11 protein-coding genes are annotated in these 15,653 nt (G+C 32.9%); 8 read left to right on the plus strand and 3 right to left on the minus strand.

Features of this window, described 5'->3' with window-relative positions:
* Positions 1 to 29 precede the first annotated feature (29 nt).
* From HM981_RS07700 to bshC, 3 genes are read right to left on the minus strand one after another with little or no spacing between them, the layout of a single operon-like run.
* A complete protein-coding gene (locus tag HM981_RS07700; protein ID WP_179338151.1) occupies positions 30 to 1,937 on the minus strand; it encodes an amino acid ABC transporter substrate-binding protein in 1,908 nt (635 codons plus the stop codon).
* A gap of 40 nt (positions 1,938 to 1,977) precedes the next feature.
* Entirely contained in the window at positions 1,978 to 3,513 is a 1,536-nt protein-coding gene (gene guaA, locus HM981_RS07705; RefSeq protein WP_179338153.1) for a glutamine-hydrolyzing GMP synthase, read from the minus strand.
* A gap of 55 nt (positions 3,514 to 3,568) precedes the next feature.
* On the minus strand, positions 3,569 to 5,164 hold the full coding sequence (gene bshC / locus HM981_RS07710) for a bacillithiol biosynthesis cysteine-adding enzyme BshC (RefSeq protein WP_179338155.1): 1,596 nt from the start codon (positions 5,162 to 5,164) through the stop codon (positions 3,569 to 3,571).
* A 117-nt stretch (positions 5,165 to 5,281) separates the two neighbouring features.
* On the opposite strand from bshC, the gene HM981_RS07715 reads away from it, so the two are divergent.
* The 8 genes from HM981_RS07715 to HM981_RS07750 all read left to right on the plus strand — a co-directional run bounded on the left by HM981_RS07715 (position 5,282) and on the right by HM981_RS07750 (position 15,653).
* Positions 5,282 to 7,762 carry a M14 metallopeptidase family protein gene (locus tag HM981_RS07715; RefSeq protein ID WP_179338157.1) on the plus strand — a complete coding sequence of 827 codons (2,481 nt, stop codon included), beginning with the start codon at positions 5,282 to 5,284 and terminating at the stop codon, positions 7,760 to 7,762.
* 15 nt (positions 7,763 to 7,777) lie between these two features.
* Complete coding sequence (locus HM981_RS07720) at positions 7,778 to 8,428, plus strand: peroxiredoxin-like family protein (RefSeq protein ID WP_179338159.1); 651 nt, start codon at positions 7,778 to 7,780, stop codon at positions 8,426 to 8,428.
* 209 nt (positions 8,429 to 8,637) lie between these two features.
* Positions 8,638 to 11,469 (plus strand): M16 family metallopeptidase, encoded by a 2,832-nt coding sequence (locus HM981_RS07725; RefSeq protein ID WP_179338161.1) that lies wholly within the window; start codon positions 8,638 to 8,640, stop codon positions 11,467 to 11,469.
* A 605-nt stretch (positions 11,470 to 12,074) separates the two neighbouring features.
* The gene (ureA, locus tag HM981_RS07730; RefSeq protein WP_179338170.1) at positions 12,075 to 12,377 is read left to right on the plus strand and encodes an urease subunit gamma; all 303 of its coding nucleotides are present in this window, start codon (positions 12,075 to 12,077) and stop codon (positions 12,375 to 12,377) included.
* Positions 12,374 to 12,736, plus strand: a complete 363-nt coding sequence (locus tag HM981_RS07735) for an urease subunit beta (protein ID WP_179338172.1) — start codon at positions 12,374 to 12,376, stop codon at positions 12,734 to 12,736. The genes ureA and HM981_RS07735 overlap by 4 nt, the downstream gene beginning before the upstream one ends.
* 10 nt (positions 12,737 to 12,746) lie before the next feature.
* Positions 12,747 to 14,462 carry an urease subunit alpha gene (ureC, locus tag HM981_RS07740; protein WP_394351702.1) on the plus strand — a complete coding sequence of 572 codons (1,716 nt, stop codon included), beginning with the start codon at positions 12,747 to 12,749 and terminating at the stop codon, positions 14,460 to 14,462.
* Positions 14,463 to 14,469: 7 nt separating this feature from the next.
* On the plus strand, positions 14,470 to 14,970 hold the full coding sequence (locus HM981_RS07745) for an urease accessory protein UreE (protein ID WP_179338174.1): 501 nt from the start codon (positions 14,470 to 14,472) through the stop codon (positions 14,968 to 14,970).
* Complete coding sequence (locus HM981_RS07750; RefSeq protein ID WP_179338176.1) at positions 14,967 to 15,653, plus strand: urease accessory protein UreF; 687 nt, start codon at positions 14,967 to 14,969, stop codon at positions 15,651 to 15,653. The genes HM981_RS07745 and HM981_RS07750 overlap by 4 nt, the downstream gene beginning before the upstream one ends.

The raw sequence follows: 15,653 nt of genomic DNA on the forward strand, positions 1-15,653 counted from the left end.
AAATATTTCTAAATTACACTTCAAACAAATTAATTAGCTTTTACAATTCTTAAGTTATCATACTTCACAATATATACAGCCTGATTTACGTAACCTCCAAACAATGATTTATTATATCTAAACTTGTTTTCTATATATTCAGTTTCAATAGTACCTGTTGATGCCTCGTATAAGTTTTCAGCAGAAGCCAAACGCATTAAAAGGTCTAAAGTAATATCAAATCCGCGAACTACATATTTACTAGGTAACACTCCATAGTTTTTTTCGTAAGTCTCAATAAATGAATTTGTTTCAGTTTCGTCAAAATCTCTATTTATAGAAGGGTAATGAAATTTAAGACGAGATAAATTATTGTTATCAATATCCTTACCTTCAAAAGCTCTATTTTTATCTGTTGTAGCTAAAATAATTTCGGTTCTATCCACTACTAACCCATTAAGCATACTAATAGCTCCTGAGGCAAAAGAATTATTATTAGTTTCTAAAAACACATACGTTTTACCTGCTGAAAATACACGTTCTAAATCTACCGAGTTAATGTAATAGCCATCTTTTGATTTATTTTTTCTATTCATTCTAGAAAAAATCAATTTAGAATTTGGGAACTCTTTCTGTAATGCTTCACTTGAAGTTTTATGAGCGCGATCTGAAATAATAACAACTTTGGTTTTTAAACTATCTGCTTTTACAAAATCTAACATCGCTTTACTCAATAATTTAGCTTCTGGTATGGTCTGAAACACATTACTGTAAACTTCATTAGGCTTATTCATAGCCGCAATTACAGGAACTTTATCTCCCATTAAAGCTAATGCTACACGACTAAAACTATTATTTTCCATTGGGCCAATAATAGCATCGTAATCTGAAAAATCATTTTCTGCTAAAATCTCACCTGTTTTTGAAATTTGATAACGTGTATCAAAAACTTTTAAGTCTGTTGAAATCCCTAATTGTTTTGCAGAATCTAATGCCATCATAACACCAACATGGAAATCTAAAACAACAGATAATCGTTTATCTTCTTTAATCTGTTCTTTAGTTGCTTCAACAGCATCTACATCAATTCTATCAAGACGATAAGGTAACATTAAGGCTATTTTTTTAGTCTTAAAATTACTTAAACTACTTTTTAAATTTGCAGTTTCAAAAGTTTCTAAACTACCTGTACTATCAGAACCTGCAGGTACTTTTAAAACCATTCCGGCTTTTAAACCTGTTGCTTTTAACTCTGGATTTAAGTATTCTAATTGCTCTTGAGTTAATTTAAGTTTGCCCTTTAAACCATAAAATGTTTCTTTAGGCAATACTTCATAAACACCATAAGCTGGTTCAACCATCTTTTCTTCTTCATCTTCAATATTTGGCATATTTAAAATATCTCCTGGCTGAATAATAGCATTCATGTTAGGATTTAAGGCTTCTAATTCCGCAACTGTAATCCCAAATTTATAAGCAATTCTCCACTTACCTTCAGAAGGAAGCACGGTATATTTTTTTACAGTATTACTCAACGTTTGCTTAGAAACAACTGTTCGATATCTCGGAATTCTAATTTTATCTCCTTTTTTAAGATTTTCAGAATATAAAAAACGATTAGCTTTTTTTATTTCATCTTCAGAGACACTATACTTTTGAGCTAAACCATACAATGTTTCTTTTCGTTTTACCTTATGATTTTTATAATCTATAAGTTCTCTACTATCTTTTACTACAGCATCATTCTTAATTTTTGAATTCGGAATAATTAAAACAGTATTAGGTTGAAACTTGCGTTTAGCATCAGGATTTAAAGCATAAATATCAAAAGGTGTTACTAAATGCTCTTTAGCAATACTTTCTATCGTTTCTCCAGGTTTCACGGTGTGCTCAATATAATTTTGCGCACTTATACCTATTGTAAAAACAATTAATAAAATGGATAAAAAATTCTTCATGTATTGTATTCTATTTTACTTTATTTTCCGGAAATTATTTTTATTCCCACTCAATAGTTGCTGGTGGTTTTGAGCTAATATCATAGACCACTCTATTGACACCTTTTACTTTATTTATAATCTCATTTGAAGTCTTTTGCAAAAACTCATATGGTAAATTTACCCAATCTGCCGTCATTCCATCAGTACTTTCAACAGCTCTTAAAGCCACACATTTTTCGTAAGTACGCTCATCTCCCATAACTCCTACACTATTCACTGGCAACAACATAGCACCAGCTTGCCACACTTTATCGTATAGGTTCCAAGACCTTAAGTTATTTATAAAAATAGCATCGACTTCCTGTAATATACGTACCTTTTCTTCAGTTAGATCTCCTAAAATACGAATTGCTAATCCTGGACCAGGAAATGGGTGACGTCCTAACAATTCTTTATCCATATTCATAGAAGCACCAACGCGTCTCACTTCGTCTTTAAATAATGCTCTCAAAGGCTCAACAATTTTAAGCTTCATATAATCTGGTAATCCCCCAACATTATGATGACTTTTTATTGTTGCACTTGGTCCTCCTGTTGCAGAAACACTTTCTATTACATCTGGATAAATAGTTCCCTGAGCTAACCATTTCACATCTTTTATTAGATGAGATTCGTCATCAAAAACATCTATAAATGCAGCGCCAATGGCTTTTCTTTTCAGTTCTGGATCACTTAATCCTTTTAACGCATCCAAAAAGCGTGCCGAAGCATCTACACCTTTAACGTTTAATCCCATGCCTTCGTATTGATGCAATACATCTTCAAACTCATTTTTACGCAAAAGACCGTTATTCACAAAAATACAATAGAGGTTTTTACCTATAGCTTTATGCAATAACATGGCTGCTACAGAAGAATCTACACCTCCTGACAAACCTAAAACCACTTTATCGTTTCCTAATTTTTCTTTTAAATCTTCAACCGTTTCTTCTACAAAAGCATTTGGTGTCCAATCTTGCTCAACCTCAGCTATTTTAACCAAAAAGTTTTGAAGTAATTGATGTCCATCTGTTGTATGATAGACTTCCGGGTGAAATTGAATAGCATAAGTTTGCTCTCCTTCTATTTTATAAGCTGCATTTTTAACGTCGCTTGTACTTGCCAATAACACACCATTTGTGGGTAATTTTTTAATGGTATCACTATGGCTCATCCAAACTTGGCTCCCTTCGTGTATGTTTTCAAAGAAAATATCCTCCGCTTTTATATACTCTAAATTTGCTCTTCCGTATTCTCTAGTATTAGACTCTGCGACTTCGCCACCAGAAAAATGAGCCAAATACTGTGCGCCATAACAAACGGCAAGCATTGGTTTTTTTCCTCGAATTCCGTCTAATTCGGGATGAAGAACATCTTCTCCTCGAACGGAATTTGGGCTACCAGATAGAATAACAGCTTTAAAGCTCTCTGAATCTGAAGGAATTTTATTAAATGGGTGAATTTCGCAGTAGATGTTTAATTCTCTAACGCGTCGCGCAATAAGTTGTGTGTATTGCGATCCGAAATCTAGTATTAGGACTTTGTTGTGTTGCATGTGCAAAAATAGTAATTACAACTAAATTTGAAACAACAACAATGTAAATTTTATATCAAATTGTTAACACTAAAAACTTACCTTTTAATGGCTCTAATGCTTTCATCAATTTAGGAATTAATTCATCACCATATTCTAAGTACAATTCTGCAAAATTAGTGTTTCGTTCTTGCAAACTTTGGCCAGGAAATAATTGCTCTTGCAATGTTGTACAACGACTAATTTGATCTGCTAATTTTCTTTTTTGAGCTAATAACAATCGTTTTTCAAGATGTTTTAAACCTTTAATCTGCTTAACTTCTTGAGATTTTACCGCGCCTAAAAACGATTTATCCGTTTGTTCCGCTAGCTCATGTAGAGCACTAAATTGTTGTTCTAACTGTTTTATTTGTTCAGAAAAATCAATATCTATATTAGAAATTTGTCTTACTTTTTTATTAATGAAAGAATTACGTTTTAAAAACAAATCGCGATTAGAAATATTTAAACTTTCCAATTTTGATGCTTGCTTTTCAGATTTAACCAAAGCCGAATTTCTAAGCAACAATATAGGAAACGTCACATTTTGCGCTTCAAAATTAGATTTTAATTGCAACCAATAAATCATTTCTCCGCCACCACCTGTATAACACAAGTTTGGCAAAATAACTTCTTGATATAAAGGTCGCATAATTACATTAGGAGAAAATCGCTCAGGAAACTCATCGAGATGTTTTAGCAATTCACTTTCATTCCATTTAATTTTGGTATCTAAAACAGAATATTCTCCTGCACTTTCAATAATACGTTCTCTCAATCCATCTTTAATATAGAATAGATTTATTTCTCTTGGATTTACTTGAATTTTTAAATCTAAATCTTCAAGTTTTTTATTCGTCTCAGAAACATGTTTAAATGCCGTTTGTGCTAACATTTCAGTTTTCATCTGCGGAATAAACAATCGTTTCAATTCTCTATCATCTGCATCCAAAATAACCAAACCATGGTCTCCAAATAATTGATTAGCTAGATACCGTGTGGCATCTGCTAAATTATCATGGTTTACATAGGCATCTTTAAACCATTTTTTTAATTGATCTGCATTTTTTCCTGCTCCAAACTCTGCAGAAATCACATTAAAAACAGCATCTAAGCCTTCAGTGTTAAAATGACCTACAGCTCCGGTTTGATTAGAATTCCATTGAATCTTTTTCCCTTTAAAATTAAAATAATTAATTTCTTCAAAATCATGATCCTCTGAAGCCATCCAATAAATAGGCACAAAATTGTAATCAGGATATTTATTTTTAAGTTCTTTTGCTAAGTTTATAACTGAAATAATCTTGTAAAGAAAATATAAAGGCCCTGTAAACAAATTTAACTGATGCCCTGTTGTTATTGTAAACGTATGGTTAGAATTTAGGCTTTCAATATGGTTTAATGTAAGATCTGACGTGTCTAAATTACTATATTGCTGTTTTAGAACATCTACAAGTATCGCTCTATTTTTATGATTGAAGCTTTTTGATTTCTCATCAATTTGAGCTTTAAAACTTTCTAATGTTGGAAACCTATTATATAGTGGTTTTAACTCAGGCTTTTCGTCTAAATAATTACATATAAAATCTGAGAAATAGCTGGTTTCTCTAAACGGAATACAGTCAGTTGGCATTTTGAATCTTTTATTAGGGTATAAATATACTGCTCTTCTATTTTTTAACTGCTAATTTTTAGTTAATTCAATTTCACTAACTATCTTTACTAGCTTTCAATCAAAATAGTATATTAAATGCAAAAATTATTTCTAGTTCTATTGGTCGCTTTAGGTAGCTTAACCTTAACAATGGCTCAAAACATTAAATCTCCAAGTGAATTTTTAGGCTATGATATTGGCACACAATTTAGTCGTAACCATCAAGTTATCGATTATTTTAAATTTGTTGCAAATACAGTTCCTAATCAAATAAAGCTTGAAGAATACGGAAAAACAAATGAACGTAGGTCATTATATTTAGCTTATGTTTCTAGTGAAGAAAACATTAAAAACCTTGAGACTATTAGAGAAAACAATTTAAAAAACGCAGGTTTACTAGATGGAGAACCTTCTGCAACAGACATTGCTATCGTCTGGTTAAGTTATAATGTCCATGGCAATGAAGCATCAAGTTCTGAAGCCTCTATGCTTACCTTATATAAACTACTTTCAGAAAATCAAGATTTACTTAAAAACACGGTTGTAATTATTGATCCTTCTGTAAATCCGGATGGTCGCGATCGTTATGTCAATTGGTTTAATGAAACAGCTAACCAACCACATGATATTGACAGACAAGCTAGCGAACATAACGAACCTTGGCCAGGCGGAAGACCAAATCATTACCTTTTTGATTTAAATAGAGACTGGGTTTGGGCATCACAAGTAGAAACACAACAACGTTTAAAAGCCTATAACAAATGGATGCCACATGTGCATGTAGATTTTCATGAACAAGGTATTAATGAACCGTATTATTTTGCTCCTGCTGCAGAACCGTTTCATGAAATTATTACGGACTGGCAACGCGATTTTCAAACTCAAATAGGACAAAATCACGCCAAATATTTTGATAAAGAAGGTTGGTTATTCTTTACAAGGGAACGTTTCGATTTGTTATATCCTAGTTATGGCGATACCTACCCAACATTTATGGGAGCCATGGGAATGACGTATGAGCAAGGTGGTCATGGTATGGCAGGTTTAGGAATTCTTAATGATGAAGGTCATGTTTTAACTTTAGTAGAACGCTTAACGCACCATACAACTACAGGAATTTCAACGATTGAAATGGCTTCTAAAAATGCTAAAAAATTAAATTCTGAATTTGCAAAATTCTTTGATAATTCGAGTTTAAAATATAAAAGCTACGTCTTAAAAGGAAATCCAGATAAATTAAATAACCTAAAGAAACTTTTAAATAAGCATCAAATTACCTTTGAAAACCCTAACACTTCAAAAGTATCGGGTTACAATTATAAGACAGGTAAACAAGGAAGTATGAATATTAACGCTGCGGCTTTAGTAGTGCACAGCGATCAGCCTAAAGGTAAAATGGTAAAAGTTTTATTTGAGCCAAATGCTAAACTTACAGATTCTTTAACCTATGATATTACAGCTTGGTCATTACCTTATGCCTATGGACTAGATGCTATTGCAAGCACGTCTAAAGTTCAGAGTGGCATAATTTCAGCTAGAAAAGCACTTCAAATTTTAAATGATGCTTATGGTTATGTTAGTAAATGGAATTCTATAGATGATGCTCAGTTTTTAGCTGAATTACTAAAAAATGATTTTAAAGTTCGCTTCACAGAAAAACCATTCACATCAAACGATAAAAAATTTGAGCGTGGCTCATTAATTATCACAAAAGGTGACAATAAGCATATTAAAGATTTTGTTTCAACGTTAAATACTATTGCGCAATCACAATTACAATCATTAACTGAAATCAACTCCGGATTTTCACAAACCACTCCAGATATTGGGTCTCCTGACATAAAATTAGTGAATAAACAAAAGATTGCAGTGCTTTCTGGAGAAGGTACAAATTCTTTAAGCTATGGAGAAATTTGGCATTTCTTTGAGCAACAATTGCATTATCCAGTAACATCTATTAATACGGACGATTTTAGTAAAACTAATTTAGACAAGTACAATGTATTAATTCTTCCTAATGGTAATTACAGAAAAGTTTTGGACGCGGACAACATGACCACTTTAAAAGATTGGGTACGTTCTGGCGGAAAAGTAATCGCTATTGATGGAGCGCTTAGAAGTTTTGCAGGTAAAGACGGTTTCAGTTTAAACTATAAAAAAGCTGAAGATGAAGTCCAAAAAGACAACCTAACTTCTTATGCCAATCGTGAACGTGAATACACCGATAATCTGATTACTGGAGCAATTTTCAACACAAAAGTAGACCATACTCATCCTATGGCTTTTGGTTATGACACTAATTATTTTACACTAAAATTAGGTAGTGCATCTTATAGTTTATTAGATAGCGGCTATAACGTAGCTTACTTAAATGATACCAAGGTCTATTCTGGTTTTGCAGGACAGAATACAAAAAAAGCCTTAGACCAAACCTTAGTATTTGGAGAAGAACGTATGGGAGGTGGTAGTTTTATTTACATGGTAGACAACACGCTCTTTAGAAGCTTCTGGGAAAATGGAAAACTGTTTTTTGTAAATTCAATTTTCATGGTGAATAACAATGCTTATGAATTATAGTTAAAAATACAACTAATGAAAACTTTAAAAGAACAAACTGACGCTAAGATTGCCGCTGGAAGAAAAGCAAAACCTGACTTTATGGAAGGTGTTGATGCCATCATTAATAAAGCAAAAGCTTTCCAACAAGGCGCTGATGCCCTTAAATTAGGTGAAAAAGCAGTAAATTTTGAATTACCAAATCCGCAAGGAAAATTAATCTCATTATCTAGCTTACTAGAAAAAGGACCTGTAATTGTAACATTTTATCGTGGTAGTTGGTGTCCTTATTGCAACTTACAACTAAGAGCTTTACAAGCCAAATTAGCCGACATACATAAATTAGGAGCGACATTGGTTGCCATTAGTCCTGAGGTGCCAGATGAATCCATGACAGAAAACGAAATAAATAACATGGAGTTTATGGTATTGTCTGACCAAGATGCAAAAGTGGCATCACAATTTGGTGTGGCTTGGGAGGTACCTGAATTTTTATTGGATCACATGCGCGTCGATAGACAACTTGATTTAAAAAAAATCAATAATGGTAATGCTAGTGTTTTACCAATTCCTGCTACGTTTGTTTTAGGAACTGACGGTATAGTTAAATGGAATTATGTGAATATTGACTACAGAACACGTTCTGAGCCAGATGACATTATTGAAGCACTTAAAAAAATAATTTAAGAAGTTAGTACTCGTTGAAGCTCTAAAAAAAAGCAACAGATTTATTTTCATGATAGACAACATGATTTATAGAATCTCCTGAAAAAATGAAAAACTATTTTAGTAAATTCTATTTTTATGGTGAATAACAATACCTATGAATTGTAAGCGGTAACACTATTAATTTAAACCAATTTCAAAGAAAAAATTATCTTTTCAATTTTATAATTATGAAACATATTAAATCAACACTTCTAAGTTTATTGGTGCTTTTTACCATTTGGTCTTGTAAAGAGAACGCGACAAAATTAGAACAACAAGAAGAACAAGAATTCAAAGTTGAATACGAAAAATTCACTTTAGATAATGGTTTACAAGTCATTCTTCATGTTGACAAATCAGATCCAGTGGCTGCTGTAGCATTAACAGCACATGTAGGTTCTGCACGTGAAAAAGCAGGAAGAACAGGGTTTGCACATTTGTTTGAACATTTATTATTCTTAGAATCCGAAAATCTAGGCAAAGGTGGTTTAGACCAAATGAGTGCTCGTATTGGTGGTTCTGGAGCCAATGGCTCTACAAGTCGCGATCGCACCAATTACTTTCAAACGGTACCAAAAGATGCCTTAGAAAAAATGATTTGGGCAGAAGCAGATAAATTGGGTTACTTTATTAATACGGTTACAGATCCTGTATTAGCGAAAGAAAAACAAGTGGTTAAAAATGAAAAACGTCAGAATGTAGACAACCGTGCTTATGGACATAATTCGGCTGTAACAAATAGTAATCTTTATCCTAAAGGACACCCTTACAGTTGGGAGGTTATTGGCTCTTTAGAAGATTTACAAAATGCTACTTTACAAGATGTAAAAAACTTTTACAAGCGTTGGTATGTTCCCAATAACGTAACGTTAACTATCGCTGGGGATATTGATGTTGCACAAACAAAAGCATGGGTAAAAAAGTATTTCGATGAAATTCCGAAAGGAGAATCCATTCCTAAAATGGAAAAACAACCTGTAACTTTAAAAGCAACGAAGCGTTTATTTTACGAAGATAATTTTGCACGTGCACCAAGACTTACAATGGCTTGGCCTGCAGTTTATGAATATCATCCAGATTCTTATGCCTTAAGTGTATTATCTCAATATTTAACTGAAGGTAAAAAAGCCCCTTTATATAAAATTTTAGTTGAAGATAAGCAACTAACAAGTGATGTTGGAATGTATCAGTACTCATCTGAAATTGCTGGTCAATTAATGCTAAGTGTTACGGCTTTCGATCAAACGAATTTAAATACAGTTGTTACTGCAATCAATGAAGGTTTTAAGGATTTTGAATTGAATGGTATTTCAGAAAACGATCTTAATAAAATTAAAGCCGGTCAAGAAACAAATTTCTACAAAGGGTTATCTAGTGTTTTAGGCAAAGGTTTTCAATTGGCACAATACGAGATTTTTGCAGGTGATCCTGGGTTTATTAACCAAGATGTCAAAAACATTTTGGCTGTAACACCAGAAGATGTGATGCGTGTGTATAACACCTATATTAAAGGAAAGAACTTTATTGCAACTAGTTTTGTACCTAAAGGACAAGCGAGTTTAGTTTTAGATAATTCGCAATTAGCAAATGTTATTGAAGAAGAAATTATTGAAGGAGCTGAAGAAAATTTTGATGCTAGCATTGCTGCAGATTACGAAAAAACACCAAGTAACTTTGATAGGTCTATAGAGCCTGAATATGGTGAAAGTCCTGATTTAATAATTCCTAAAGTTTGGAAACAAGATTTAGCTTCTGGAATTAAAGTTTTCGGTATCGAAAATACAGAAGTGCCTTTAGTAGAATTTGAACTGGAAATAAAAGGAGGTTTACTATTAGAAAACATAGAAAAGGTTGGAGTTTCTAATCTTATGGCTAGATTAATGAGCAAGGGTACTAAAAACAAAACACCCGAAGCTTTAGAAAACGCTATTGAAAGTTTAGGAGCTCAAGTTTATAGTTACGCAACTGAAAATAGTGTAACTATTGCTGGGACTACTTTAGCCAAACATTTTGATGCGACAATGGAATTAGTAACAGAGATGTTATTGGAACCTCGTTGGGACGCAGAAGAATTCAACTTATTAAAACAAAGTACCATTAGTGGTATTCAACGTCAGAAAGCAAATCCTAATAGTATAGCCTCTAATGCATTCGCGAAGCAATTATATGGTGAAAGTAATATTTTAGCTTATAACAATAATGGCACAGAAGCATCTGTAAATTCTATTACACTTGCCGATTTACAAGACTTTTACTCAGAAAAATTAACACCTACCTTGACCAACTTACATGTAGTAGGTTCTATCACAGAAAATGAAGTTATTAAAGCTTTAGAAACAATTAATACCAATTGGGAATCTAAAAATGTTATAATTCCAGAATTAGCACAACCCATTTATCCTGAAACATCTAAAATATATTTCTATGATGTTCCTAACGCAAAACAATCTGTTATAAAATTTGGTTACCCATCTTTAAAAGCGACCGACAAAGATTATTATGCAGCTTCAGTGATGAACTATCGTTTAGGAGGAGGTAGTTTCGCTTCACAATTAACACAAGAATTAAGAGAAGGGAAAGGTTATACTTATGGTATTCGTTCTGGATTTAATGGAGATGCAAACAAAGGAGAATTCTCAATTAATAGTGGTGTACGTACTAACGTTACTTATGAATCTGCAGCTTTGGTAAAAGAAATTTTAGAAAATTATGGCACTAATTATACAGAAAACGATTTAGAAATAACAAAAGGTTACACACTAAAGAGTAGTGCTCGTGCTTTTGAAACGTTGGATGCTAAATTAAGTATGCTAAGTAATATTAGTAATTTGGGATATGCTGATGATTATGCTAAACAACGTGAAACTATAGTAAAAGACTTAACTGTTGCAGATGTGCAAGCTTTAGTTAAAAAATACATTACACCAAATCAAATGATTTATGTAATTGTTGGAGATGCTAAAACACAATTAAGCAAGTTAAAGGCTTTAGGTTTTGGTGATGCTATATTACTTAATTAAGGAAGCTGTAATAAAATAGCATATATAAAAAGGATGTTAGTTCTATTGGTACATAGAACTAACATCCTTTTTTATTTTTGTAAATTGACTCTCAATGAAAATTTATTTTAAGACCAATAAATCAGTTACATAAAAAATATGAGCTGATATACTAAACTAGCTACAACAAGACAAGAGAATACCATTAATACTCTAAGTTGATTTCTTTTAATAGTACTCATAATAACAATGTATTTGATATTAATAAGACACTAAAATTAATGTAACGTCACATAGTTATTCACTTAAAACCTTACTATAAAGGTCAAAACCCTCTTTTTCAACAACTTTGATCGTTTTAATTTCTACTCTTCATAAATAGCATCTTATTAATGGCAAGCAGTAAACTAATCACGATTTATTAACAATTTGTGATAAAAACTAAGAATAGTGTAGCTTTAACGCTTGTTTTTAAATTTCAAAAAAGCTAGATTCGTTTATCGTTGATTATAAAATATTGAAACGTTTTTATATCCACGCAACATCAGACGAACAATCTTTTTCGCTAAAAACTAACACCACAACAAAAAATCAACAACTAACGATCCTTTTTAAAAAATAAATTTATGCATTTACTACCTAGAGAAACTGAAAAATTGCTCTTGCATTTCGCTGGTGAATTAGCAACCAAAAGAAAAAATAGAGGCTTGAAACTAAATTATCCTGAGGCTATTGCATTAATTTCATCAGAACTAATGGAAGCCGCAAGAGATGGAAAAACAGTGGCAGAACTCATGCATTTTGGAGCCACAATTTTAAGCAAAGATGATGTTATGGAAGGCATTGCAGAAATGATTCACGATGTTCAAATCGAGGCGACCTTTCCCGATGGCACTAAATTAGTAACCGTTCACACCCCAATAAGATGATACCAGGAGAATATATATTATCAAAATCTGCTATTCAATGCAATAGCGATAAAGCAACAGCTAAAGTTTCTGTGGTTAATTCTGGTGATCGGCCAGTTCAAATAGGTTCGCATTTTCATTTTTTGGAAGTTAATAGAGAATTACAGTTTGAAAGAGAACATGCACTAGGAATGCGTTTAAATATTCCAGCAGGAACAGCAGTTAGGTTTGAGCCAGGAGAATCAAAAGACGTTGAATTAGTGGCTTTTGGTGGAAATCAAAAAATTGTAGGTTTTAGCAATTTAATTAACGGATTAGATCTCGTTAAAGACAAAGCATTAATTCTTGAGCGCGTTAGAAATTTCACAAAACAATATTAAATTTTAAGGTTTGGAAATCAATAGAATAAAATACGCAAACATGTATGGTCCAACCGTAGGTGATAAAGTGCGTTTAGCAGATACAGAGTTATTTATAGAAATTGAAAAAGATTTTACCGTTTACGGCGATGAAATTAAATTTGGTGGAGGAAAAACGATTCGTGATGGTATGGCACAATCTGCCAGAGCAACTCGTAACGATGGTGTTCTAGATTTTGTAATTACAGGAGCCATGATTATTGATCATTGGGGAATTGTAAAAGCAGATATTGGTATAAAAGATGGTAATATTGTTGGTATTGGTCGCGCTGGAAACCCAGACACCATGGATAACATTACTCCTAATATGATTATAGGAGCCTCTACTGAAGTTCATGGAGGTGCTGGTTTAATTGCCACAGCTGGTGGAATTGACACACATATTCATTTTATTTGTCCGCAATTAATAGAACACGCGCTATATAGTGGTATTACTACAATGATTGGTGGTGGAACTGGTCCTGCAGACGGAACCAATGCCACAACAGTAACTCCAGGTGCTTGGAATATTGAAAAAATGTTAGCATCAGCAGAAGCTTTCCCTATGAATTTAGGATTTATGGGCAAAGGAAACTGTGCAACACTAGAACCTTTACAAGAACAAATTGAAGCTGGAGCTTTAGGTTTAAAAATTCATGAAGATTGGGGTTCTACTCCTGCTGTAATTGATGCGTCATTAACAATGGCAGATAAATATGATGTTCAAGTCGCTATTCATACAGATACTTTAAATGAAAGCGGATTTTTGGAAGAAACCATAAATGCTATCGATGGAAGAACCATTCACACGTACCATACGGAAGGTGCAGGTGGTGGACATGCTCCTGATATTATTAAGGCAGCGATGTATCCAAACATTTTACCTTCGAGTACCAATCCAACACGACCTTATACCATAAATACGATTGAAGAACATTTAGACATGCTTATGGTTTGTCATCATTTAGATAAAAATGTTCCTGAAGATGTATCATTTGCCGATTCTAGAATCCGACCAGAAACTATCGCTGCTGAAGATATTCTTCATGATGAAGGTGTTTTTAGCATGATGAGTAGTGACTCTCAAGCTATGGGTAGAGTTTCAGAAGTTATTTCAAGAACCTGGCAAACGGCTCATAAAATGAAAGTTCAACGTGGAGAGCTGTTAGAAGATAAAGGGAATAACAATGACAATTACAGAGTAAAACGTTATGTGGCTAAATACACCATTAATCCAGCAATTGCTCATGGTATTTCAAATCATGTTGGGTCTTTGGAAGCAGGTAAATTAGCAGATATTGTTTTGTGGAAACCAAGTATGTTTGGTGTAAAACCAGAGCTTATTTTAAAAGGAGGAATGATTGCTGCTGCAAAAATGGGAGATCCAAATGCCTCTATTCCAACTCCACAACCTGTAATTTACAGACCTATGTTTGGCGCTTTTGGAAAAGCTTTAACAGATACATCACTAACCTTTGTTTCTAAGGTTTCTTTGGAATTAGGAATTAAAGAGAAATACGGATTGAAGAAAAAACTAGTCGCTGTTTCTAACTGTAGAGACATTTCTAAAAAAGATTTAATTCACAATGATAAAACACCAGATATAGAAGTTAATCCTGAAAACTACGAAGTAAAAGTAGATGGTAAAGTTATCACGTGCGAACCAGCAACCGAAGTACCTTTAGCACAACGCTACTTTTTATTTTAGATAGCATATGAAAATTTATAAAAAACTAGGTCATATTTCTACGTTTCAAACCCAAAATAAAATAGTAGATCCTATTGCTTTTGAATGGTATGAAGTGCATAAGCGTATTGCTCATAAAACATCTCAAAATGGAAATTCAATACAAATTAAATTTTTAAATGAAAATCCTAATTTCCAAGAAGGTGATGTTTTGTTTGAAACAGAAACCCATATTGGTAGTGTAGAAATTACACCTTGCGAATGTTTAGTAATTATACCAAAATCTAATTTTGAATTGGCTGCTGCATGTTTTGAAATTGGCAATAGGCATTTACCCTTATTTATGGATCATGACGAATTAATGGTGGCTTTTGATAAACCATTAGCACGTTATTTTGAAGCTTCAAATTATAAAATTAAAAAGGAAGAACGAAAACTCGTAAAACCTTTAAAAACAACCGTTGCTCCACATGGAGAAAACAAAAGTTTATTTACAAAAATCATGCAATTAACCCAACCTACATCTTGAATTCAGCATTACTGCAATTATTACATCTCAGCGATCCAACTTTACCCATTGGTGGGTTTTCTCACTCCAATGGACTGGAAACGTATGTGCAAAAAGACATTGTAAAAGATGAGACTTCTGCCCTACTTTTTATTCAAAATATGCTTTCACAAAGTATCGTTTATAATGATGCGAGTTATTTATCTTTTGTATTTTCAGCTATTGAAAATGAGGATTGGGACACTATTATTTCGCTCGATAATCATTGTAATGCTACAAAATTGCCTTCGGAAATTAGAATTGCAAGTCAGAAATTAGGATTGAGATTAATTAAAATATTTCAATCGTTAGATGAAAACAAAAACATTCAAATCTTACACCAAAAAATAAAAAGTAAAGAACTCTACGGCCATTATTGTATTGTGTTCGCTATTATTGCTCACGCTTTAAAACTGAAAAAAAAAGAAGCTTTAACCGGTTTTTATTATAATGCTGCTACTGCTTTCACCACAAATTGTGTGAAGCTAATTCCATTAGGACAGCAATCTGGACAGCAAATAATTTTAAAATTAATGCCGTTAATGGAAACCTTAGTGGCCGCTTCTATGCAACCAGAAAAATCAAAATTAGGATTGTGTTCCATTGGTTTTGATATTAGAGCCATGCAACACGAAAATTTATACTCAAGACTTTACATGTCATAA

Source organism: Winogradskyella ludwigii (assembly GCF_013403985.1).
In the GTDB taxonomy this organism is placed as follows: Bacteria; Bacteroidota; Bacteroidia; order Flavobacteriales; family Flavobacteriaceae; genus Winogradskyella; species Winogradskyella ludwigii.

Bases quoted from the DNA above. Each gene is read 5' to 3' on its own strand.
- HM981_RS07700 (WP_179338151.1), bottom strand. From the start codon at position 1,937: ATGAAGAATTTTTTATCCATTTTATTAATTGTTTTTACAATAGGTATA.
- guaA (WP_179338153.1), bottom strand. From the start codon at position 3,513: ATGCAACACAACAAAGTCCTAATACTAGATTTCGGATCGCAATACACA.
- bshC (WP_179338155.1), bottom strand. From the start codon at position 5,164: ATGCCAACTGACTGTATTCCGTTTAGAGAAACCAGCTATTTCTCAGAT.
- HM981_RS07715 (WP_179338157.1), top strand. From the start codon at position 5,282: ATGCAAAAATTATTTCTAGTTCTATTGGTCGCTTTAGGTAGCTTAACC.
- HM981_RS07720 (WP_179338159.1), top strand. From the start codon at position 7,778: ATGAAAACTTTAAAAGAACAAACTGACGCTAAGATTGCCGCTGGAAGA.
- HM981_RS07725 (WP_179338161.1), top strand. From the start codon at position 8,638: ATGAAACATATTAAATCAACACTTCTAAGTTTATTGGTGCTTTTTACC.
- ureA (WP_179338170.1), top strand. From the start codon at position 12,075: ATGCATTTACTACCTAGAGAAACTGAAAAATTGCTCTTGCATTTCGCT.
- HM981_RS07735 (WP_179338172.1), top strand. From the start codon at position 12,374: ATGATACCAGGAGAATATATATTATCAAAATCTGCTATTCAATGCAAT.
- HM981_RS07745 (WP_179338174.1), top strand. From the start codon at position 14,470: ATGAAAATTTATAAAAAACTAGGTCATATTTCTACGTTTCAAACCCAA.